At 37.9% G+C, this 22,496-nt stretch carries 25 protein-coding genes and 1 pseudogene; 18 read left to right on the top strand and 8 right to left on the bottom strand.

Annotation, left to right across the window (positions count from 1 at the left end; genetic code table 11):
* Positions 1-157: 157 nt before the first annotated feature.
* Positions 158-1,261, bottom strand: coding sequence for a peptidoglycan DD-metalloendopeptidase family protein (locus CZ367_RS01240; protein ID WP_077195373.1), 1,104 nt, complete (start codon positions 1,259-1,261; stop codon positions 158-160).
* A 47-nt stretch (positions 1,262-1,308) separates the two neighbouring features.
* Between CZ367_RS01240 and CZ367_RS01245 the strand changes: the two genes are divergently transcribed.
* From CZ367_RS01245 to CZ367_RS16105, 13 genes and pseudogenes are all read left to right on the top strand, one after another.
* On the top strand, positions 1,309-2,085 hold the full coding sequence (locus tag CZ367_RS01245) for a DUF4099 domain-containing protein (protein ID WP_077195374.1): 777 nt from the start codon (positions 1,309-1,311) through the stop codon (positions 2,083-2,085).
* A gap of 413 nt (positions 2,086-2,498) precedes the next feature.
* Complete coding sequence (locus CZ367_RS16090) at positions 2,499-4,649, top strand: MutS N-terminal domain-containing protein (protein ID WP_237581468.1); 2,151 nt, start codon at positions 2,499-2,501, stop codon at positions 4,647-4,649.
* Positions 4,650-4,757: 108 nt separating this feature from the next.
* Positions 4,758-4,964 (top strand): hypothetical protein, encoded by a 207-nt coding sequence (locus CZ367_RS01260; RefSeq protein ID WP_077197323.1) that lies wholly within the window; start codon positions 4,758-4,760, stop codon positions 4,962-4,964.
* Positions 4,965-4,967: 3 nt separating this feature from the next.
* A complete protein-coding gene (locus CZ367_RS01265) occupies positions 4,968-6,332 on the top strand; it encodes an ArdC family protein (protein WP_077195375.1) in 1,365 nt (454 codons plus the stop codon).
* A 6-nt stretch (positions 6,333-6,338) separates the two neighbouring features.
* Positions 6,339-7,535: a toprim domain-containing protein gene (locus CZ367_RS01270; protein WP_077197324.1), complete on the top strand. Its 1,197-nt coding sequence runs from the start codon at positions 6,339-6,341 to the stop codon at positions 7,533-7,535.
* Between the two features lie 185 nt (positions 7,536-7,720).
* Positions 7,721-7,858 (top strand): annotated as a pseudogene (locus tag CZ367_RS16605) (PH domain-containing protein); the annotation flags it as partial.
* A 138-nt stretch (positions 7,859-7,996) separates the two neighbouring features.
* Positions 7,997-8,761: a hypothetical protein gene (locus CZ367_RS16610; RefSeq protein WP_077197325.1), complete on the top strand. Its 765-nt coding sequence runs from the start codon at positions 7,997-7,999 to the stop codon at positions 8,759-8,761.
* Positions 8,762-8,774: 13 nt separating this feature from the next.
* Positions 8,775-9,617, top strand: coding sequence for a topoisomerase C-terminal repeat-containing protein (locus CZ367_RS01280; RefSeq protein WP_237581469.1), 843 nt, complete (start codon positions 8,775-8,777; stop codon positions 9,615-9,617).
* 8 nt (positions 9,618-9,625) lie between these two features.
* Complete coding sequence (locus tag CZ367_RS01285; protein ID WP_077195376.1) at positions 9,626-9,922, top strand: HU family DNA-binding protein; 297 nt, start codon at positions 9,626-9,628, stop codon at positions 9,920-9,922.
* 81 nt (positions 9,923-10,003) lie between these two features.
* Positions 10,004-10,432 carry a hypothetical protein gene (locus CZ367_RS01290; RefSeq protein ID WP_084793533.1) on the top strand — a complete coding sequence of 143 codons (429 nt, stop codon included), beginning with the start codon at positions 10,004-10,006 and terminating at the stop codon, positions 10,430-10,432.
* A gap of 74 nt (positions 10,433-10,506) precedes the next feature.
* Positions 10,507-11,604, top strand: a complete 1,098-nt coding sequence (locus tag CZ367_RS01295; RefSeq protein ID WP_237581471.1) for a hypothetical protein — start codon at positions 10,507-10,509, stop codon at positions 11,602-11,604.
* A gap of 126 nt (positions 11,605-11,730) precedes the next feature.
* Complete coding sequence (locus CZ367_RS16100) at positions 11,731-12,030, top strand: hypothetical protein (protein ID WP_237581473.1); 300 nt, start codon at positions 11,731-11,733, stop codon at positions 12,028-12,030.
* A gap of 53 nt (positions 12,031-12,083) precedes the next feature.
* Positions 12,084-12,494, top strand: coding sequence for a hypothetical protein (locus CZ367_RS16105; RefSeq protein ID WP_237581475.1), 411 nt, complete (start codon positions 12,084-12,086; stop codon positions 12,492-12,494).
* Between the two features lie 6 nt (positions 12,495-12,500).
* On the opposite strand, the gene CZ367_RS01305 is transcribed toward CZ367_RS16105, so the two are convergent.
* The gene (locus CZ367_RS01305; RefSeq protein WP_077195379.1) at positions 12,501-14,111 is read right to left on the bottom strand and encodes a relaxase/mobilization nuclease domain-containing protein; all 1,611 of its coding nucleotides are present in this window, start codon (positions 14,109-14,111) and stop codon (positions 12,501-12,503) included.
* 190 nt (positions 14,112-14,301) lie between these two features.
* Between CZ367_RS01305 and CZ367_RS01310 the strand changes: the two genes are divergently transcribed.
* Both CZ367_RS01310 and CZ367_RS01320 read left to right on the top strand, forming a co-directional pair.
* Entirely contained in the window at positions 14,302-14,691 is a 390-nt protein-coding gene (locus CZ367_RS01310) for a plasmid mobilization relaxosome protein MobC (protein ID WP_077195380.1), read from the top strand.
* Between the two features lie 1,242 nt (positions 14,692-15,933).
* Entirely contained in the window at positions 15,934-17,190 is a 1,257-nt protein-coding gene (locus CZ367_RS01320; protein WP_077195382.1) for a replication initiation protein, read from the top strand.
* Between the two features lie 69 nt (positions 17,191-17,259).
* Here the strand turns inward: CZ367_RS01320 and CZ367_RS01325 are convergent, their stop codons facing one another.
* The 6 genes from CZ367_RS01325 to CZ367_RS01350 form a co-directional block, all read right to left on the bottom strand.
* Positions 17,260-17,769 carry a hypothetical protein gene (locus CZ367_RS01325; protein ID WP_077195383.1) on the bottom strand — a complete coding sequence of 170 codons (510 nt, stop codon included), beginning with the start codon at positions 17,767-17,769 and terminating at the stop codon, positions 17,260-17,262.
* Between the two features lie 13 nt (positions 17,770-17,782).
* Positions 17,783-17,965, bottom strand: coding sequence for a hypothetical protein (locus tag CZ367_RS01330; RefSeq protein ID WP_077195384.1), 183 nt, complete (start codon positions 17,963-17,965; stop codon positions 17,783-17,785).
* Positions 17,966-18,011: 46 nt separating this feature from the next.
* On the bottom strand, positions 18,012-18,347 hold the full coding sequence (locus CZ367_RS01335) for a hypothetical protein (protein ID WP_077195385.1): 336 nt from the start codon (positions 18,345-18,347) through the stop codon (positions 18,012-18,014).
* Between the two features lie 765 nt (positions 18,348-19,112).
* Complete coding sequence (locus CZ367_RS01340) at positions 19,113-19,346, bottom strand: hypothetical protein (RefSeq protein WP_077195386.1); 234 nt, start codon at positions 19,344-19,346, stop codon at positions 19,113-19,115.
* Between the two features lie 191 nt (positions 19,347-19,537).
* Positions 19,538-20,251 (bottom strand): SH3 beta-barrel fold-containing protein, encoded by a 714-nt coding sequence (locus CZ367_RS01345; RefSeq protein WP_077195387.1) that lies wholly within the window; start codon positions 20,249-20,251, stop codon positions 19,538-19,540.
* Between the two features lie 36 nt (positions 20,252-20,287).
* Positions 20,288-20,650, bottom strand: coding sequence for a hypothetical protein (locus tag CZ367_RS01350; protein WP_024992677.1), 363 nt, complete (start codon positions 20,648-20,650; stop codon positions 20,288-20,290).
* A gap of 379 nt (positions 20,651-21,029) precedes the next feature.
* Here CZ367_RS01350 and CZ367_RS01355 point away from each other — a divergent pair, with 379 nt between their 5' ends.
* From CZ367_RS01355 to CZ367_RS01360, 3 genes are all read left to right on the top strand, one after another.
* Positions 21,030-21,281, top strand: a complete 252-nt coding sequence (locus tag CZ367_RS01355) for a hypothetical protein (protein ID WP_077195388.1) — start codon at positions 21,030-21,032, stop codon at positions 21,279-21,281.
* Positions 21,282-21,363: 82 nt separating this feature from the next.
* Entirely contained in the window at positions 21,364-21,492 is a 129-nt protein-coding gene (locus CZ367_RS16390) for a hypothetical protein (protein ID WP_262500713.1), read from the top strand.
* Between the two features lie 537 nt (positions 21,493-22,029).
* A complete protein-coding gene (locus tag CZ367_RS01360; RefSeq protein ID WP_036857307.1) occupies positions 22,030-22,446 on the top strand; it encodes a hypothetical protein in 417 nt (138 codons plus the stop codon).
* Positions 22,447-22,496 lie beyond the last annotated feature (50 nt).

The raw sequence follows: 22,496 nt of genomic DNA on the forward strand, positions 1-22,496 counted from the left end.
AAGATAAAAGATGTAAATGTAACCTATCTAATAAATGGACAAAAATTATTTTTAGGTTGTTTTTGAGTCCTTAATTGAACTTTTTAATAAATAAAAAATAGGGGAATAGATGTTTAAAATCTGTTTCCCTATTATCTATTTTTGCAGTATATTAATCCTACAAAGAACTACTAATACTCTTTACTTTATATAGATATTTTGGATCCTTTGCATATCCTATATGCCCAAGAAATCTAAAGTAATTCCCTCCCTTATATTTATACTGAACATAATCTTTATAAGCCTTCACTGATTCTTCCCAATTTGCAAACCGATAATACGAACCATCCGAAGGTCTCCGCAAGCCAAATAAATTATTGTAGTTCAAACAGACATTTGAGGTAAAATATCCTGTCTCCAGTAGGGCTTGTGCTACTACGATTTTTGGGAAAGCTACACCGTATCTATCTAAAGCCTGGTACAGATTATTGATATTCAATTCTTTTGGAGGACGAGTTCCAAATCTTAAATAAGCAATTTTATCCCGAAGTCCTGTAATATACTTATTCAAGTAGGCTATAAAGGGAGTTGGATTAAGACTTTTCCCATTAGCTGAAATTTTTATGTGCAAATGTGGACCAGTTGATTTTCCTGTATTCCCAGATATAGCAACAATCGTACCTGCATAGACATCATCTCCTTCCCTTACGGTTATTGCAGCTAAATGCCCATATAAGCATTGTATATGACCATGATCAATGATGATATGATTACCATACCCTTTCTTGCTATACACAACTTTTACTACTCTACCTGGTAGCATAGAATAAACGTGGCTCATATTACATTCAAGATCTATTCCATCGTGAAAAGTAGAGCATTTTTTAAAAGGATCAGTCCGAATACCATACCGTGAAGTAACGCTTATAAAATCCAAGGGAAGGCATACATCCATACGCTCCTTTATCAGTCCGAAAAGCATACTATCTTTTACATTGACAAATACAGGAATATCCTTTTCTATGGATATTTCATGCCCTTCTGTCGTAGAAAAAAAATCGGTAAATTCTATATCCGCTTTATCTTCTTTCGAGCGCACTTTCATAGAATCTTGATAGGCATAGAAGAAATCTTCTTCTCCCTTTTTGGTTCTTGAATCAGGCTTGTTCATCACATTCTTTTCGGTCTCGTTATCACGCTTAATTGTGTAAAATTGGGCCCAAGACTGACATGGGTATGAGAGAAAAGAAATGCCTACAAATAACAACAATTTTACTTTCATCTTACAATGTTTTTTTCTAAATTTGAATCAAAATTACTATAAAATATATTGTTATGGCAATGGTAAATCGTTTTTTGGAAAAAGACATTCCATATGGCAAACTTGCCAATTTGGGGATAAGCAAAGAGAAAACACTCTCTATGCCTAAAGATTTGTTAGAGACTTTTTTAAGTGGTAAGGTAACACCGCTTATTCAAGCCAAAGTTCAATCGCAAAGTGGAACGGTATATGAAGTTCCCCTAAAGCTCCAACTCACCCAAGATAGAACTGGTAAAGTTCAACTAATGACATATCCCATCAGAAAAGAAATGGTAAGTGATATATCTCTCAGCGATGACGAAAAGGAACGTCTCCGTAAGGGTGATACTATTCGCAAAGAAATAAAGGAAGATGGAGTTCGACATATGCAGTTTGTTCAAATGGATAACGAGACAAAATCGCTTATTAAGCGCAATGTAAGCAGTCTCCGTTTACCTGAACAGATAGCACAAATGGAAAAGATTAACGATATACAATTAGGTATGAATCAAAAGGAAGCTATCAAAGAAGGTAAACCTATAGAACTTGAAGTAGGCCATGAGAAGGTATCTGTTGGAGTGGACCTCAAAGAACCACAAGGCTTCAAAGTTGTCAAAGGAGATATGGCAGAATGGGAACGCCAACAGAAAATAAAGTACGACATCGTAAATGAAGGCTTTATGGGCTATGTTCTCACAGATCAAAACCGTTGGGAATACAAGCAAGTGGTAGATAAGATCCAGCATAAGGAGCTAAAACAAGAGGTGAAAGAAGGACAAAAAATGTCATCAGGCATAAAGCTCTAATTCATATTATCTACTTATTACTATATTAAGAGTTACACAAAAACTCACCATCTAACCAATCCCTTGATTGGGACACTTTAATACAATTACCGATTTAGCTGACAGTAGTCTTCACGGTAGTCTTTAATATATTTCCCCAGTTTTAAAGACTGATTTTCAAGGTGCATAAGATTTTGTTTTATGCCCAGAGAAGACTATTCTCCTGTCAGGGGGAATTACACAACCAATTCAAATATTATCAATCAGGAGCATTGTTATGTTTCTGATAGTTGTTATGCTTTTTCCCTTTTGATATTATCATCAGGAAACAGCATTGCGCTCGGCTTAGGCAAATTCGTTTTGAATTTTGTCAAAGTCGAGCTTGCTGCATATGGTCTTCTCTCGCTTACCACAATATACAAATTGTTTAACTTATGACAAAAGAAATTAAACCGTCGGTGGAGCAGGAAAATGCCATTCAGAAGCAGACCAAGTCTATTTCTGATAAAAAGACTGCAAAAAAGTCAGAGGTGTTCTATTCGTCTGTTGCTTATCTGCAAATGGAAGAAGACACTAAGGTATTTAGTGATTTACACAGAAAAGGTCATGTTAATAAACTTCTTAAAGAAGCTGCCAACTATGACCAGGGCGATGCCATCGAACTTGATAAGACCTTCAAGTCGCCTCTGCAAAACAAAGGCGATGACCTCGTGAAGGAAGATAAAAACTATGCGATAGTCTATAATAATTCTGTTGGTGGCACCTATGAGGTGTATCGCAAAGTAAGCGAGCAGATCGTAAAACAGAACATTGAGCGTTACGGCTTACCAGATAACGCAACCAAAGACGTAAAAGAGGTTACTCGTGCTACAGAAAAGGAGCAATATAAAGTCTCTCCAAAAGAAGAGGTTTCTTCGCCAATATTAAAACAATACAATGATTTGAAGCAAAAGCACCCAGATGCATTATTGCTTTTCCGTTGTGGTGATTTCTATGAAACCTACAAGGAGGACGCGGTAAAGGCCTCCAATATCTTAGGTATCACGCTCACAAAGCACAGCAAGCGTATGGATGAGGAAGGAAAGCCGTTAAAGATGGCCGGTTTTCCATATTATGCCCTCGACACCTATCTTCCCAAACTTATCCGTGCAGGTGAGCGTGTGAGCATCTGCGAGCAGCTCGAAATGCCCCGAAAGGAGAAGGTGAAGCAAACGAAATCTACCAAGGCCGACATCGACACTAAAGAGGTAAGAGACAATCTTGTCAATAGGATTGTGGAAACAGTAGGGAAAAATAATCACCATGCTTTTGTACTACCATTATCGGATAAGGCTCTGAACGTAGAAACCAACAAGGGAGAGAATGCAGAACTTGCTAAAATGCAGGTGCTGCGTGGACGTGTTACCTTCATTGATTCAGAAGATAATAAGTTACAACTCCGTGATTTGAAAGTAAACACTATTCTGCAGCTTACAGAAACGCTGCCATCTATCGCAAAGACCTATGTGGAAGAAATAAAGTCAAAAGAAACTATTTCACAACCTACCAACCAACCTGTTTCTGCTCAATCTGCTACTACTGAACAACAACAATTCATCGATGACATAAAAGCTGCAATGGGTAGTTCAAAGATGGTTGTACTCCCTGAATTTGGTACAAGGAAAGGAGTGGTAGCTGGTACTGATGAAGATAAAGGAATTTCGCTGAATCGTGTCTATGCCTGGAACGACAATGTATCGTTTGCAGGTTCAGTGCCTGGTGATGATGCCAACAAGCGCAGATATTACCATCCAGAGAATATCCGCCCTAAATTTTACGACTATCTCATTAGCGAGGTTAGACGAGCTGTTGCACCACAACTCATCACAGAGAATGGTCAGAAGGTTACTTCTGCCAATATGTTTGAATCACCCAAGCAAGAAGGAAAATACTTTTTCTATGCTCGGCTTGATGGTGTAGGCTTACACCCTAAAGCTGTAAAAGAGGCTGACGTGGAAGCCTTTATGAAAAATGAAATCTCTGTTAAGGAAATGTTTTCTAAGTATTATCCAACTAAGATGGCCAAGCAGCTTAGTAAGGAAGACTTCGATAACACCAAACTATCTGATGGTCGAGAGTTAAGCACATTCAGGGTCTATAAACAACGTAATGAATCCAAACCTCATTTCGGTGAATACCTATTGTATGCCGAAATGGGAAATAAACGGTTTCACGCCACTCCACTCACTCACGACCAACTAGATATGTACTTTGATCGCACACAGAGCAAAGGACAGCTGGCAGAGAAAGTTATCGGTGAACAACTACACCTGAAATCGGCTTATGAAAAATATAAGCTACCTGAAAACATCCCTGTTCAGGAAGTTCGAATTAGAAAAGATGCAGATGGGGCTTGGCTCATATCCGCTTCGGTAAAAGATAAAGGACAAACACCTGAAAGGAAGATGTCTAACAATGATCTTTATTCTCTTTTCAAATCAAAGACAGCTTCAAGAGAACAGCTCGGTGCCAAATATCTCTCGGAAGACCTCAAAGAACTTTCTTTCTCAAAGAAGTTGGAAAGGACACAGGGATTGAAAATGTAAGATTATATCCCAAATCTTTAAATCAATGAGCAAGTAACATTATCAACTTTACGCCATCGCCCATTTTCAAAGATGGGCATTGGCTATAACACTAACAATACTAAAAAAATGGAAAGCAAGTCATTTAAAGAACTTGAGCTTCTCAAACAAGAGGGGCGTATTGGCTGGGTAGAGTATCTCCAGCAAAGCGAATATGGTGAGAGTTATCAGCAGTGGCTCGACGATCGAGGTGCCGAGCCTGACGAGGACAATGCAGAATTGTTCCTCGAACAAACAGATGCTAAGTTTATCGAAAGTCAAGATTTATTGATGTAAGGTATGGCTTATAAAAATTATAATAACTCACAGACTTCCAGTGATAAGGCCATAGAGAAATTCTCTGAAATGATAATTTCTCGACTCGAAGAAGGAAAGGCAAACGACTGGAAAAAGGGATGGATTGGCGGTGAAGGACATTTTGGTATGCCTCAAAACCTGAACGGTCGCAACTATTCGGGTACAAATTCCTTGTTTCTCTTTATGGACACTGCTATCAATAAGTATTCTGCTCCTGTATATATGACTTTTTTGCAAAAAGAGAAGGAAGGTTTACGTCTAAAAAAGGGCTCGGAAGCTATGCCTGTAATCTATTGGGACATGAGCATTAAGGACGCAAATGGCAAAAAAGTATCAATGAGTGATTACAAGAACATGACAAAGGAGGAAAGAGAGCAGTGTGAAGTTCGCCCATTTCTCCGCTCATTCCGTGTTTACAACATTGATCAGACCAATATGCAGGAAGTTAACAAGGAAAAGTATGACAAGATTATCTCACGTTTCCAACCTCCCAAGCTGGCTGATACCCAGGGTATGTACCGTAATGCTGCTATCGATCGAATGTTTGAACGCCAGGAATGGCTATGTCGTATTCAGTATGACAAAGCATCTGCACAAGCCTTCTTCAAGCCTTCCGACGACATAATTGTACTACCCTTGAAGGCCCAATTCAAGATCAGCAACACGCCCGATGGGATTTACAAAGATGGTATGGAGTATTATTCTACCGCTTTGCATGAGATGGCTCACTCCACTGGTACCCCAGAACGACTTAACCGTACTATGGGCAGTCGTTTCGGCGATCCCAAGTATGGTAAAGAAGAACTTGTGGCAGAATTGTCGGCGGCGATGGTCGGCAACACTATGGGATTCGATCGCCGTATTCAGAACAATAATGTGGCGTATGTCGATGGCTGGCTCCATACTTTGCGTGAAGAGCCGAAGTTTATTGTCTCGGTAATGGCCGATGTCAATAAGGCTTCCAACATGATACTCCAGAAAATTGATGAACAGAAACTTGCAATTGGCGAAGCCCCGATATTGGGAGCACAGCAAGAACAAGACAAGCAGCAATCGCAGAAGACGCAAATTTCCACTTCTTCCAACGACCAAACGGAAGAGGTGGCTAAATCTGTAAAGGCGAGTATCTATAAGCTGCCAACAGGTTCTTATGTCATACAAGCATCTATCAATGGTCAGGAACTGGATCAAAAGCCCATCGATAACAAGACGGCCGTGTCTTTTCTCCGCCTGAAAGACGACACGAAGATGAATCAGATGCTTTCCGACATTGTGAAAGACAAGTATGGCAGCGAGCTGAACGTACCCAAAGTGAACAGAAACGAGTCAAGAGGCTTAAAAATCTAAATGCTTATGAAGGAACATCAAGTCGATTTCAAGGCTTTAAAGGCAAAGGTTGGTATTGATGATATTGCTTATAGCCTAGGTTATCAGGTTGACAGAAAAGCAGGAATGGGTAGGTACATAGAATTTGTCCTACCCGACTTTGCTGGCGGTAGAAAGGACACAATTATTGTGAGCCATATTCATGACAAAGCTCAACAAACTTTCTTTCGTCGTAATGGTCAACGTGGTGATGTAATCAATTTTATTCAAGAAAATGCCAACTCTTTTGGCATTAGTAGTCGCAACAACTGGGATTTAATAAGTAAGGTTATGGCAAAATTTGCCAACCAGCCTATTGAAGAGAAGCCACAAAAGGTTTATGCTCAAATAAACACCAATAAGCCCTTTAATCCGAAACTATATCATACAGAGCCTATTTTGCAAAATATTGATGCTGTTCAATATATATTCAAGCAGAGAAACATCAAGAAGAAGACCATTGAAGATTTTGCTCCCTGGATTCAAAGAGTAAAAGATATACGCTTCAATAGTGATTATATAAATATTGGTTTCCCTTATGTACAGCCTGGTGCTGAAAAAATAGAAGGGTATGAAATTCGTGGTTATGGTAGTTTCAAGCGCAAGGCGACTGGAACTAACTCCACTACAGCTGCGTGGATTGTTGACTTCTCAAAAAAAGACAATCCAGAAGATATAAAAAATGTCTACTTCGCTGAAAGTGCATACGATGTAATGGCCTTTTATCAAGCAAACAAAGCGAAACTAAAGGGAGAATTGGAACAATCAGTCTTTGTTTCTATTGGGGGTACTTTTTCCAATCAGCAGGTTGGAGGAATTATGAATTACTATTCAAATGCTCGTGCTGTGGATTGCTTCGATAATGATGTACCTGGTCGTATATATGGTATGAGAATGGTTGGTGTCGTCGAAAAAATACCACTCAATGTAGTGCAAACAGATGATGCTATCAGAGTTAGTCTTAATGGTGAAGAATATAAACTTGATCCTCAAAAGGCGAATCTGAATAATCTTCGTGATTTTATCCACTTCAAGCGCAATTACGGCATTGAAAAAGCACCAGAAGCCTTCAAAGACTGGAATGATGTAGTTATGAACAAACCATCCTCTCCAATAATTTCTAAGAATAAATACGAACGTGAAGAAAATCTTAGGGAAAAAAGGATGGGTGGGCTAAAGGTTTAAAAATGGACATTTATATCAAGCCAAATTACAGACAGTTTTTCGCCGAGCATATGGGATTGGTACTCCTCTTTGTAGCAACCCTGATTACTATGCCTTTAGTATCTTCATTAGAAGGTCGATATATCCAAATAGTAGTCTCATTTTCTTCCCTATTGATTGCTATTATGGGGATAGCTAAATATATCATGCTTACGGCGGTTGTTTGGATTATCAATGACGATACGTTATGCCGTATTCGTGGAGTTTTCTCACGACATACGGACTATATCGAGCTTTACCGAGTCGTCGATTATAGTGAATCGCAAACATTTATGCAAAAGCTGTGGAAAGTAAAGACGGTATGTGTTATCTCCACCGATAAAACTGATGGTACAATGATAATGTGTGGCGTAAATGCGCAAAATGATATAGTTCAGATAATCCGAAGAAGAGTAGAAAATTGTAAAAAAGAAAAAGAATATATGAAATCACTAATCAATAAAAAGGCCGTAATCCTTGCTTGTTTGATATGCTTTTTCAGTCGTTCAACTTATGCAGTTGGTGTACAAGTAGACCCTGCTTTAGCTGGTGCAATTACACTACAAATGAACACGCTAAAGAACATTTATTCAAAGCGTGAAAAAACTCAAAACAAAATTATACAAGCAGAAGCAGCTGTAACCGTAGCATTAGATAGGATGCACAAGATTGAAGATAAAATTTTAGGATATATGGCCAATGTGCAAGGAGCTTTTCAAAATCTCTATCAAATCAAACGTGCAGGAGAACTTGTCGTAAAGGAAATTCCTTCCAATATGAACAATGTTCGCTGTGCTATTAAAGTGGGTGGTTTTCAAGGTACATTCCTGGCTGCCACAGTTGGTACGGAACTACGCAGTATGACTATGGATATGATGAGCCTCTACCCATTCCTGGAACAACTTGTAACCAGTGGTACATATAATACAACTGATTATGACAACCAAGGGAACATTGTCAAGAAGAAAAAAAAGGTTAATCTTCTCAACTCTGCTGAACGCTATTACATCTGTAACACTGTACTCGATAAACTCGAAAACATAAATACATCGCTTTATCTCCTTGCATGGGAGATTCGGACGATGCGTTGGCGTGACCTTTTCATAAAACTCGATCCCGAAGGTTGGGCAGCAATTATGACAAGTAAGAATATCGTAGACGACATTATCTTCGACTGGAATTTTAATGTTATAACGTATTGTAGATAATTAAAACATAACAATGAAAGGTACTTTAATGGAAAATATAGAAAGAGAATTTGGCTTGTGTCCAGTATGTGGACATGGGCATATCATCAAGACAAATAGAGATTATGTTTGCACCAATCGTTTGAATCCAGCTTCTGAACATAGAAGGTGTAGATTCTCTATTCCATTTCACATCTATGGAACAGATGTAACTGATGAAATGATTCACCAATTGATACGAACAGGACAAACTAGTTATATCAATCTGTGTGATAAAAAAGGATTTCCCTATCAAGGTCGTTTTATCATCAATCCTGGAGAAGGTTACACAATTGAAGCTGAAACAAGACCTATTGATGCGGTATGCCCTAACTGTGGAGGTCAAATTATTCAAACAAGATTTGGATATGCGTGCGTAAATAATATAACACCTTCACCCTCTTGTAACTTTATAGTTCCAAATTTCATTTGCAACCGCTATATAACTGTAGAGGAAGCAGAGGCTTTTTGCAGAAATGAAGGTGATATACTTGATGGCTTTCTTAATAAGCAAGGCAAGTGGTTCTCTGCCTTTCTTACAAGAAATGAGGATGGTATGGTTGAACTTTCTTCTATGGTAGGGAAATGTCCTGTATGTGGCGGAAGTTTGCTTGTTGGCCCAACAGCATTCAACTGTTCAAATTATAAGCATGGCTGCGATTTTAAAATATGGAGGCATTACTATGGCCATAAAGTTAACCTTAATGATGCTAAGGAACTATTAGATTATGGTAAGCTGCAACAACCCTTTTCTGGTTTTGACAAGCTCGGTCATGTTCATACACTCATTTTAGCAGTCGGCAATCAGAATGAAATACAAATAATATCATATAAATAATAAGAACAATGAAAGAAAAACAAGTCTCTTCTAACGAACTTTTGCAGAAGGCAAAAGAACGTTCAGGATTGTCTAAAGAAGTATTAAGACAAAGCCTTCACGCTTTATTGGGAGCTATCAGTGAAGTTATGGATGATGGGAAAAGTGTAGTACTGGATAATTTTGGCAGTTTCGATTTGCGAACTGTCAAAGAACATACAGTAACACCACCACCACCCAACAATACTCCTGTATTGGTTCCAGAACACCAGGTTGTTCGTTTCAAGGCATATAAGAACTTTCTTATTTATCACATGAAATATTAAGATGTAATGAAAAAAATAACTTTTGCTTTTCTGCTGTTGATATGCACTTTCATAAGTGCATGCCACTCTCCTAAAGACGAAATGTTTGAAAAAGCCCAGGATAACCTAAAAGCATCACTGGATTATCCCAAGCAGCTTAAATTGATAGCTCACACAGAGCCAGATTCAGCCTTTGGGGTAAACTACTTTACTCGTAAAGAGATTACAGGGATGCTGAAGGTAATGGATGTTGTTACCAAAAACCTAATGTCAAAGACGCAAAGAGTAGCAGATATTACAAAGGCTGATCCGTACACTATAAACTTGATGCGTAGACAAATGGGTGCAGCCACAGAGGTGCAGACAATGATCTTCAAAAATACACCTAAAGGCGAATGGTCAGGCTGGAAGGTCAAAATAGACTATGAATGTGTCGATAAGGACGGTATGAAGTATCGTGCTGAACGATGGGTCTTCTTTGATCGAGAAGGCAAGAGCGTAGTAAAGACATTTGAAATACCATTACCGTGAGCGAGAATATCAAAAAATTGCGTAAACTCGTAGTCGAACTATACAAGTGCCATTCTTTGCTTGACAAAACAAAGATGGCACTTGTGCTTTTTGATATAGGTGGTTCGTATGTTGCTGTAAGTAGCGATGCCGATAAAATATATCTTATGTTAGGCTGGGAAATTTCTGATTTTACAGATAATGATGGGGCTTATTCTTATATGGTCATATCTTCTAAAGGATTACATATTTTACGATATTTACAGTCTAATCTTGAAATCCACAAGTTCGAACATCACTGTCATATCTTAGATACAACAGTTACAAGTTCACAGCAGGCTCTTGACTATATGCGACTGCTTATTGGTCATACCGAGCTTTGCTACCCTATTGTTAACCATTATGCAGCAATTGAAGAAGTCGGTTTTATTAGAGAAGTGCGCCTATCCTCCATTATAATCAATGCACAGACAGTTTCTGTGTGCATTGACAATGGAGAATTGGTAGAACTGGTTAAGAACCATGAATGGAATTTCAGCCATATTGGTCTCACTTTATTATCCAACTTATCGGATATTATACAAGAACAAGTCCTATTTATGGTTGACCTTATCCAAGTTAAAGCACAAACACTCAAAAAACAAAGGGTTCAAAACACTTCGCTATATGAGCTTTTTGTGCATAAAAAACATTCTTCACCACATGATACTATGGTTTTTATTAAGGTAGAAAATCAGTATATAACTTTTGATGATGATGCTATTAAAATCTCTTCTTTGATAAATAATGTGTTACTATATGAATGTAATGTTTTTGGACTTCGTGGACGTACAGTTGCTTTATTAAGTATTCTCCATTTCAACACAGCAAAGAAAGATAATAATTGTATTGTCATAGAGAGTCCGATAGATATTCCTTTGTATATGATAGGCCTTAAAGAAAGTTTCTTGAATAAGAAATGTAATGCAGAAATCGTATTCTCGGATGTTGTCGTTCGCAAACAAAAAGGTGGTGACTATATTATATCAGCAAACTATAATGGTATCAATCTTCCAGAAACTCCTATAATGACTACGATAGGTGGATATTATCACAATCTACCTATGTGTGAAGAGAAAAAGGCTATTTTGTTTTCATTGGTACATCACACCTATGATCATCTTATTTGCAATTGTATTAGTGAAAATTTGTGAAATAAATGATAGGTAATAACAAAAAGACATATCATTGAGTTATCTTTGCAGTCTATAATCAAAACTAAATAAATTATGATACGTCGATACTGCCTACTTTTTTTATCTGTGCTATTCTCGTACACTATGATAGCACAAAATGACAGCATTAAAAATCAGCAAGAACCGATTTTAGGTTACTATCATTTAGGAATGGATTTTGATGAGTATTGGAGTCAATCACAGAAATTGAAGGAGACCACGGAGATAATGGACTCGACAACCTTGATGACAGAGTATCTAATATCGATCAATGGTATTGCTTTCGATGTTAATAAATTTATCCCCCTAGCGCCGACATCACGGCTTTTAACAATGAAAACTACACAAAGGGTACGTTACCACTTTTCTTCACAGGGCATAACTATTTCCTTGAAAACAAATTAGTTTCTGTAACTATTAAGACCCCATATTCAGACACGAATGATGGCCTTTGTTATATGTTTGAACCATTGAGTTCTTCAAAATTGAATCTGTCCGATAATCGGTGCATATACGAGGTTCTTAATATAGAACAACACAACCAGTTGGTCGGACTGACCGAACAATTGGTAAAATATCTCTCAATAAAATATGGCACTCCTGTCAAGGAATATCCCCTTGTCAAGTTGCAACCTTTGCATAAAGGTGAGCTTTCTCTTCAATTATCTGTCCCATGGTTTAAGACTTGCAATGCCGAAGCAATCTTCCCAAAAGCAGAATGGGTATCAGGCAATATGAAGATCATTATGGGTATATCCTGTGAAGCCACTATCTTTATATCGTTCATAGATGAGTCTGCATTATCACATCAGCATCTCGACAGGCTTTTCAAGCCTACAAACCAACCTAAACCTACAATAGAATGGTAGCTTGAATTAACGCTTTAGTTTCCTCTCATCGTCAATATCATCCCAATTGCCTCCGCCACCAACTTCCCACTCTCGGTTAGAATGGTGGTCAGAGCCAGAAGATCCCAGTAAATTCCCAGCATTTAATTGTTGGGATTTTGTTTGTTGGTTCCCTTGTGTAGTTGTAGGCCTATGTACTGGAACATTTCTACTATGTCTTATAAACGCAGATAGGTCTATGTCTGTATCTCGTAAATTAACAATAGTAGAACTACCCATATCAATAGCATAAATAGCTTCCTCCCTCCTGATTACTACAATTTTTGCATTTTGTAAATCATCATATACCTTACCAAGCTCAGCTGTACCTAAAATCTCTTTGATATGATTGACTGTATTATCAATCTTTACTTTATCCTTATGCTGAACAAGATCAATCGTACTTTCATCTTCAATATGCCCAAATCTACAAAGAATAGTCCTCTCCTCCTCGGTCGAAGGATTAAATCCCTGGAGCCACTGCCTCCTATAATTTTTTCGCAAGATATTAAAATCACTCTCATCCACAGGAATAGTAATATTCTGCTTTCTATCTCTTACATATCCATCGTGATAGACATTGACCTTATATTTCCTCCATAAGGATTTATTAACGTCTCCAATAGTTAATTTGTCATTTTCTTCTATCAATTTATGTATAAATCCTAATATATCCTTCTCCTGTTCTCCAATAGACACATCTGGTTGCTTTTTGAAATTCAGTAATACTTTTAAGTCCAATATTTCACTTCCTTTATATACTTCTTTATTCTTATGATCTATCACGACATAACCATAAGGAGCATCCTTTTTCCCTACGAAAACAAGCGATATTCCTAATTTCTTTTTGAGCATCTTATTAAGTTCTTCTTTATTAGAAGTAAGTTCTTTGTATTTCAAAAGAATTGCTTTCAATCGTTTGCGCTGCTTGCTGGTTTCTTCCTTTGTTTTTTTGGTGGTCATTGCTTGTTCGATCTCTTTGATGGCTATACTATCGAGGACAGTGCCACCTTTCTTAACATTCAGTTTCTCATCCTCCACATAACTTTCATACCCACTACTTTCTAGTATTGCCTGAAACTGTCCCAGGCTTGCAAAAGAATACTCCATAGCCTTTTGGATAACACTCTTTGCCGCACGTTTTGGCTCAATTCCCATAATCTTATTGATTATAGCTTGTGAGCGTAGCCGTTCGTTGTCATGGTCTATTTTCTTTCCTTCTGGATTCACTCGACTCGTTACAATATGGATATGATTATTATCAGTATCATGATGTGCATAGATTAACACTGGTTGCCCCTTCTCCGCATACCCCATTTCTTTGAGGTATTGATGTGCTATTTCCAATAGCTGGTCGTGAGTATATTCCTGCTTTTTGCAAGAAATGGAAACGTGGAATTGGGTGTTTGTGATATTCTGATTTATCGAAGAATACTTCACAAGATATTCTTGCAAATTGGCTGCGGTTATATTGCCTGTCTTCTGTAAATAATCAAAATTAGAAATTTCTAAGAGTTCTGCCGTACCCTTAGACACCTTTCTTTCATTGTAATTGACAGCACTAAATGTACTGCTTGATTTAAGTATTGTTGCTATCATTGCACTTTAATTCATAGATATTCCTGCTTCATTAAAGATAACCGTGAAGACAACTGTCAGGTGTACTTCGGTAAATATATTAAAGTGTTTAAAAACAGTATTGCAAATATAGCATTTTTCAATGACAAATAGATATATTGATGCGCATAAATTTATACCTTTGGGTTAAAACCATCAATTGAGTAATTTTATGAAAGAAGACAAAAGAACCAACCGAATATTCCTTGTGTTGAACAATAGGGAATTAGATTTATTCAAGAAAAAAGCGCAGCACTATAATCAAATGTCTGCTATGATCCGTGATGCTGTTGCTCAATTTGATGATAAAGGAACTGTAAAACGCATAGAATCATTGAATAAATTAGCAGACCTAATGACTGAATTTAATCACGAAATATCGAAGCAAGGAGTAAACCTTAATCAAATTACCAAACGTGCAAACGAACTAATTTACAGTGGAGAACTTAACGAAGAATATTATAATCAAATCATTCTCCCCCAAGTTTCAATCTTAAAAAAAATGATGACCAACATAAAAAAACAGCAATCTGACATCTTCAAAAGATTGCTGGAAATCTAAAAAAAGGCAATCATTTTTTGTTCTAATACCGGAGTTGCGACGGTATTTCCCCCACTTTGTGGGCAAGTAACCTTTATGTGCAGATTTGAAAAATATGCGTATAAAGGTACAACTTGCTACACATTTTCTACGCCCTTTTTCAATCCCTTTGTACATGATATTTACAAGTCATTTTCGCCATTCCTCTCTAAATTCATTCTGAACCCCTGTATTATATTCGATTTGACAGTATTTTTTATTGCCAATCAAAAAGACAAAACTGCAAACAAACAATAAAACAAAGTGTATGCTTTGCAACCGAATATAAAAGTTGCTAAACAAAAAAGCAAAATATATGTTATTCAAACAATCATAAACTTTGCCAATCATAAAAGCAAAACTGCAAACAAACAATAAAACAAGGTGTATGCTTTGCAACCGAATATAAAAGTTGCTAAACAAAAAAGCAAAATATATGTTATTCAAACAATCATAAACTTTGCCAATCATAAAAGCAAAACTGCAAACAAACAATAAAACAAAAAGGGTAAAAGGTAATCGGTGACACCACTACTCGGAATGGTAGAACTGGAGGAAAAAGGTCGATCTGACATTAATGCTGCATATAGTCTTACCGGTTGCCTTTGAAAAAGTCGTAATATTATCGTTGTTTTATCTGGATAAAAATAAAATAACCTTGATTTTTTGGGGGGCGTTTATGAAAAATATCCATGGTCATTAGTCCACTTCGTAACCTTTTGAGAAGACTGGAGACTCGGCTTCTGTACGTCATCGACCTTATTTTTTTCCCTTTAGTTAAAAGTTTCTTTCGCGCGCGTATAAAGCTTTATTTATTATATTTTATTTATAAACTTTATTTAAGAGCGTTATAATACGCTGAAAATCAGACATATAAGCCATTATTAAGTAACATTTTGGGACCAGTTAAGTAACACTTTGGTACCGATTAAGCAACATTTTGGTACTGGTTAAGCAACATTTTGGTACCGATTAAGCAACATTTTGAGAAGAGTCCCCCTTCTTTTCCTTGATTATTTAAGGTAACAATCTGACTTTTTGAATTTTTGTCGCATTTCCTTTGCTCTGTCTTGTAATTTACCTACATTTGCATTGTCGTTTCGATTCACTTTAATACAATTACCGAAGTACACCTGACAGTAGTCTTCCCGGTACCCTTTAATCAAATTTTCGCTACGACATTATAGATTATCAATTCTGAAAATTTAATTAAAGGATTTAACAATGGCAAAAAGACGAATCACCCTCATTGAAAATGGCGACGTGGGCAAATGCTCATTCAGTTTCAACAACCTTATTCTTCGTTCTCCTCTTCGCTATACGATGATGGAACGCCGTTTCCTCTATAAACTATCGGAGGCTATCAAGATGCGGTATAAGGAAATGGGATTGACAATGCGTGATAACTGGCAGAACCTCGTGTTCAATATGACGGATCGAGATTTGGCTTCGATCGGTGGAAATAAACATATTATGCGTACCTACAAGACGGTGCGGTCTCTGGCCCAAAAAGCAATCATTCAGTTTCATGAGAATGAAGATAAACAGCTGGTGGTGGATTACTTTCACTGGATAGATGCTTTTCGATGGAATACATCAACCCATGATTATACAGTGCGTGTTTCTCCAGAGCTATATGAGTATGTAATCAACCTTACCAAGTCGTTTACCATCCTCAATCTGCATACGGCTATCTTGCTGACTTCGAAATACTCGCAAAAATTCTATGAGATATGCTGCCTCTATTCGGGTGATTTCCGCTATATCGACCCTACGGCTCCCGATGAAACTTACAAGAAGAGAATCTTGAAAATGTCGGTCGAAACCTTCCGCTCTACCTTCGGACTATCAGAACTCCATGATCCTAAGACTGGAGAGCTGTTGGAAAAAGAGAAATATCAGCGTTTCAAAACGATGGTAGAGAAAGTTATCTTGCCAGCACAACGAGAATTGTATGAGCTTTATCAAAACAATCAATGTGATGTGTGGTTTGACTTTGATGTTCCTGATCGATATGGGCGTGGTAGAAATGGTTCTCCTAAGAATCTTCGTTTTTATATCTATACAAGAGAATTTCCTAAGTCAAAAGACATAGCAAAGGATAGACCTTGGCAGGAAGGGGATGAGCCGTTGCAACCATACGAAGAGAAAAAGACTGCTAATAGTACTAAAGGGAAAAGAATGAAACAGACAGACTGGCTTAGCCTCGATGGAGATTTCCAAAGAGACACGGTACGCCAACTGCTGAATATTTATTTGGATGCCGATGCAGCAGATTACTATATGGTCAAGATTGACGAGGAACAACGGCAAAACAACGACACCTATTCACAAGTGATACAGGTTATCTACGAAAAGCAGAAACAAGCCAAGTTTCAGCAAGGGACTAAGAAATATAAGCAGAAGTGCTTAATCGATTTTGTGTTTGCCCAAAACCTGAAAGAATACGGTTGGTCTATACCGCCATTTTCGCCTAAATGATAGTGATACATTTTTGAAACAAACCCTTTAAAAGGAGCCTCTGTCGTGAGACAGGGACTCCTTGGCCTTTTACAGACGGAATGACACCTTCTGTTTCCTCTTATCAAAGGAAAGCCTCTGTTGTAGAGGATTTCCTTCTTCATCCAAAGTATCTAAGATAACACTGCCTTGATGCAGCAAAACCTTTACCTCGTCTGGAGTAACCATGTGCCCATTGTAGATTCGTTGAATTTTCAACTTGCTGCGTGGTTGACCTTCTAAGTTGGCACAGACGAAAGTCCGTGTGCCAACGACTACACGTCCGATGTCAAGGCTATTGTCAACTGTATTGTCAAGTCTTACTTCACCGTTGTCGATAACAGGGATTGAGGAAAAGATTCTCCCGGAGTTTGTGGAAAATCCGTCTAAGATGATTTTCTCACCGCTTAGGATTTTCTCTATTTCCTGGGCTGTCATCCGTCGATTGCAGACAAAGCTGGGTATGTGAAAAGTACAACTTTCACACTGATAGCCGTGACTATTGAGGAAGATACGCTTTCCACATACAGGACATGAAGTAGTGAGATATATCTTACTCATACTATGTACTTTTTTAGTTATAATCCTCCATGAGCTTAACCAATCGTTTACCTTGCTTGGTAAACACGGTCCAAAGGGCATTGGCCACAAGAAACAAGAGGAGGTACACACACTTGGCAAAATCGCTTGCCTGGTCAGCTACGATAAGGTTGATGCCACTTCCCAATAAGAATAAAAGCAAAATAATATCCTTCATATTGTTCTTAATTGTGGAGGGGTGGTTAATCCCCTCCGTTTCCTTGTTAGTCTGTTACCTCGTAGAAGTATTGCAACTCCTTACCGTGCAGATTCTCTTGCGCCCACTCATCAGCTTTGCGCCAAAGCTTGTCGTACACCCTTGCGATGGAGTCGCTCTTCTCATACCACTGCCAAATCTTGTGATTAAGCACCATCACAAGTTCTGTGAGGTAGATGTGGTCGGTGTGCCATTCCTTAAAAGCACGTTTGAAGGTATCAATGATAGCCTCGATACCAAATCTCTCTGCAATCGAAAAATCCATCCAAAAGGTGGTCTTCGGTTCATAACCAATCATCGACATTGTTGCATCGACACTGGCTGGAATTTGAATTGTTACCATGTGTTTAAGTTTTTAATGATGTGATACTTTTCCCTTTAGTTTAGCTGCTTTTGCAGCATCGCTGTCGAGGTTTCAAATTTTATGTGCTAATGGTAAGCAAGTCCATAAGACAGATAAGCCAGGTAATTTTGCGATATTGTTATGGAAAACCCAAATCTTTGATTTGTGGAAGGCTGCCATAACAATATAGCAAAATAGCGCAGCGGTACTTTGGCATTCTGACGGACTTGCTACCTTTGCTAAGTAAAATTAAATCCAGGCAGTGATTGCAGGAGTGTAAACGACAACAAAGAATACAGGGCTTATCTTAGACTAAAGGGTAAAGAATGGCTGTATAGCCGTAGGCTTTAAAATGAGATACTGTCATAACCGCTCTCCCAGAGTCCCATGAAAACCTCTGTCGAAATGCTTCGTAGAACATGCGACTGTGGTTTTCAAGGGATTAAAACAGCACAGTCTATTTTAAGGGTTTCAGCGCAGCCTGTGTTCTGTAAAGCAGAATGGATAAGCACGCTCATGTATATGAGATAAGTGCGTTCCTGATGCTTTACTGGACACTGGCGAAGCTGTGGGGGACAATGCAGAAATGATGTGGGAAAACAAGAATGAAAAACTTGCGATAGTGTGTTTTGATAGGGCAAAAGGAAGGTTTTGCATATATAATCAAGGGCTTGTAAAATGAAAGAGGGCTATGATAGATCTGTGCTGCGACCATTAGGAGCAGCACACAGCAAAAATCCGTGGTGACAAACCACGGACTTTCTTCTAACGGATAAACTTTGATAAGTCTATCATCATAGAATTATAAACAACTTTCTCATATCCCTCTTTCTTTAAAAAAGCAAGTTCACGTCTTGCATAAGCATTCGCTTGTTGCTTAGTCATACTTGCCTTGCTGTGTATTGGTCGGTTAGGGCGCATAGTATCTACTTGATAAATCTCTTGGTAAATAGGACTATACTTCGTGCGCTTGAATACATCTACTCTTGGATACTTCATTTTCTTCTATACGTTTCAAAGTTATACATATTTTCATCACACTGCGGACAATAAAAGGGATAGTCTAATACTCGTTCATACTGCACTTCATGATTACATTTAGTACAATAGCGGTGCGTTCTCTTCTCAGGATTTGCTTGTTTCATAAACATATAAGTTTGTGGAGGGGTGGTTAATCCCTCCGTTACCTTTTATAGCTCTGCAAGCCTCGATGTTGCCTTTATGATTAGGTCTTTTAGCTGTTCCTTATTCAGTTCGGGCAATAAGTCTATGACCATGAAATTCTCGGTGTCCTCAATATCTATGCCTTTCTTTGCAAGAATGGTCTTAATATCAAGCTGACTAAAGTCATTATAAGACTTACCACTTATCACTTGTGGCTCTTCATTGCTTGTGAAGATGTTGTTTACCTCAATGTTTGATGGTTCGCCAAAACCTATGAAAGCGTCAATACGAAATTTACGTTCCTCTTTCTTATCAATGTCATAATAGACAAAGTATTGTCCCGTAATATCTATATTATCCGAAAGAATGCCGTGTGCATATCTCACAGAACCATCAACTTTACGATAAGCGAAAGCCGTAACTCCGTCTTTCTTCATCTTCTCTTTTAGCTTAATAACAAGTGCAAGACAAATATCATGATGTTCTGCTATCGTCCCTTTACGAAGTTCGCCTACCTCAATGAGATTGTCAATGAGAAACGACCTCCAACCCTTACAATCTACATCATAGTAAGCAAGTGTAAATTTGCTATGGTGATGAATGCTGTTGCCCTTAATGGTGTGTCCTATACCATATAGCGTACCACACGCATGACGTTCCGTGCCGTCTTTCTTACGATACACGAAAGAAACAATGCCTTTGCGAAGTTTCTCAACTAAAGTCTCAAATAGATTTTCCATATTGATGAGATTGTTATTTGTTTATGTAAAACATCGTCAAGCATTAAAAACTTGACGATGTGATATTTCATTTCCCCTTTCAAGAAGTTCTTCTATGTCTTCTGTTGAATTTACCTCAGTCTCCTTGAAGTAGAAGTGGGTGTCAAGTGAGCCGTTCACATAGCAATCAAAGTCTTCTCTATCACAGCCTTTATTATCAACATATTCATACACAACTTTAAACCAAAGTATATCCATCAAGCAGTTTCTTACATTTCGTATATCAAATCCTGCACTCTCAATAGCATCGTCTAAATCTTCACTTGTCCAATCGTAACCAAAATCAGATTTGAAGTTTTCAAACTTATAATCTTCCTTACAGAAGCCTAACGATAGCAAGATAGCATAGTTGTTTGTCATAATTCTTGTTGTTAATAAGTGATACATTTCCCTCTCGTTCAACTGCTTTTGCAGCATCACGGTCGGGCTTTCAAATTTTACGTGCAAATGAGGTAGTAAGGTCATTAGGAAGATAAGCAAAGTAATTTAAGGATATTCTCATGGAAAACCCAAATCTTTGATTTGTGGAAGGCTGCCGTGAGAATATTCTTAAATAGTGTAGCGGTACTTTGTGTTCTTACGACCTTGCTTACCTTTGCAAAGGAAAATTAAAGCCAGATATGTCTACTGTAGAATAGTTGAAAACTAATCAAGATAGATATTTTGAAGATTTATCACTCAAAATATCGTATATAGGGCTTATTTTGTAACTTTGGAGTAATCTAAGACAATAAAGGCTATGGTAAAGGTAATTCATGTGCAACTGATGGAAGGGAGGAAGAACTATTATTTCGGATCTATTCCTGCAATTTATAGTGTACTGACAGCAGAAGATATTGGTATCAAGCAACGCTCATTGGAAAGAGTAGGGCTAAGTAAAGGAGGGGTGGTGTTAAACAAGAAGGCTATCATTCGAGTTTCGGAGTTGATTAGGGCGAAAACGAACTGCAAGGGAAAGGGAATTGGAAGTGTTGAAAAGTCAACTAAATGAAACATTTGATATAATCTGATATAAAGGTTCGATTCCTACTTTTTATGACTTCTGTTATTCATTGAAAAACAGGTAATTACAAATGATGAAAAATATTTACATAAAAAAGCGTTTTTCAGGATTGAACAAATTTTCGGAGAAAAAAGTGGGGCAAAAAATGGGGCAAAAAGTGGGGCAACTTTGGGGCAAAAAATGGGGCAACAATAATTAGAAGACAAAGAAAAAGTCCCTAAGTTGTTGTAACTTAGGGGCTTATGTGTTTGTATAAAGCGGAGAGAGAGGAAAATGACCATTTCGCTGCAACTCCTTGTATCATAGTCTTTTATTTTTTTATCCTTTTTAATTGTAGCCATATTGTAGCCACAACAGAGTATTTTGAGAGTACTCGCAGATACTGCTACCCGAAATGCGCACTTGCATTTCTTGGGTTCAAAAGTACAAAAAAGTAGAACATCCTCCAAATTATTGTGGGAAAATGTTTTAGAAATCTTTTGGCTACAATTTTCAGTGCATGGTGCAAGTCTATATATATAGATAGACCTTGCACCATGCACTGACAGTCCCAAAGATGTGATTGATTGATATGGCAGGCTAAAGATTTTCGCCTACGTATTGGGCAACAAATAACGCATAATGTTAAAAATGCAAAATGGCAATATAATGCCAATATTGGCAATTTAATATTCTTTCTAAAGCCCTATTTGTTAAGAACTTTGCAGCATTATTTCTAACAAAAAGACGGATACATATGAAGACAAAGAAACAAAACTCTGGAAGTAACGCAAAATTCTACGTTGTACTTCCGACGCTTGAAATCATGCTCTCCGCCAGCAAAAACTGCAAGCTAAGGGCAGGCTATGCCGATATGGAATATTCCAACTTTATGAAACACTGCAAGATGCAGACCGACCTTCGTATCAACACTTATGCAAGATGTGCCGCAGCCTTCGATATGGATGTGCTGCTGATACATCTCCCAAAGGGAATGATTGATTCCATGATTGCAACCACACCCCATAAAAGCCTTCGCTTCTCCACAATGGAGCAGGAAGATCTCATCGTTATTCTCAATCGGCTGTGCAAGCTAGACAGTAGAAGATTTAAGCAGCATCTTATGCAGTTATTGCACCAATTGGGGAAGGACTCTGAATTTCCAGACGGATGATAATCCACGGAGAGCAACAATTCAATCCTAAACTGAAAAGAGAAGTAGCA

The organism is Prevotella ihumii (genome assembly GCF_900155655.1).
Lineage (GTDB): Bacteria > Bacteroidota > Bacteroidia > Bacteroidales > Bacteroidaceae > Prevotella > Prevotella ihumii.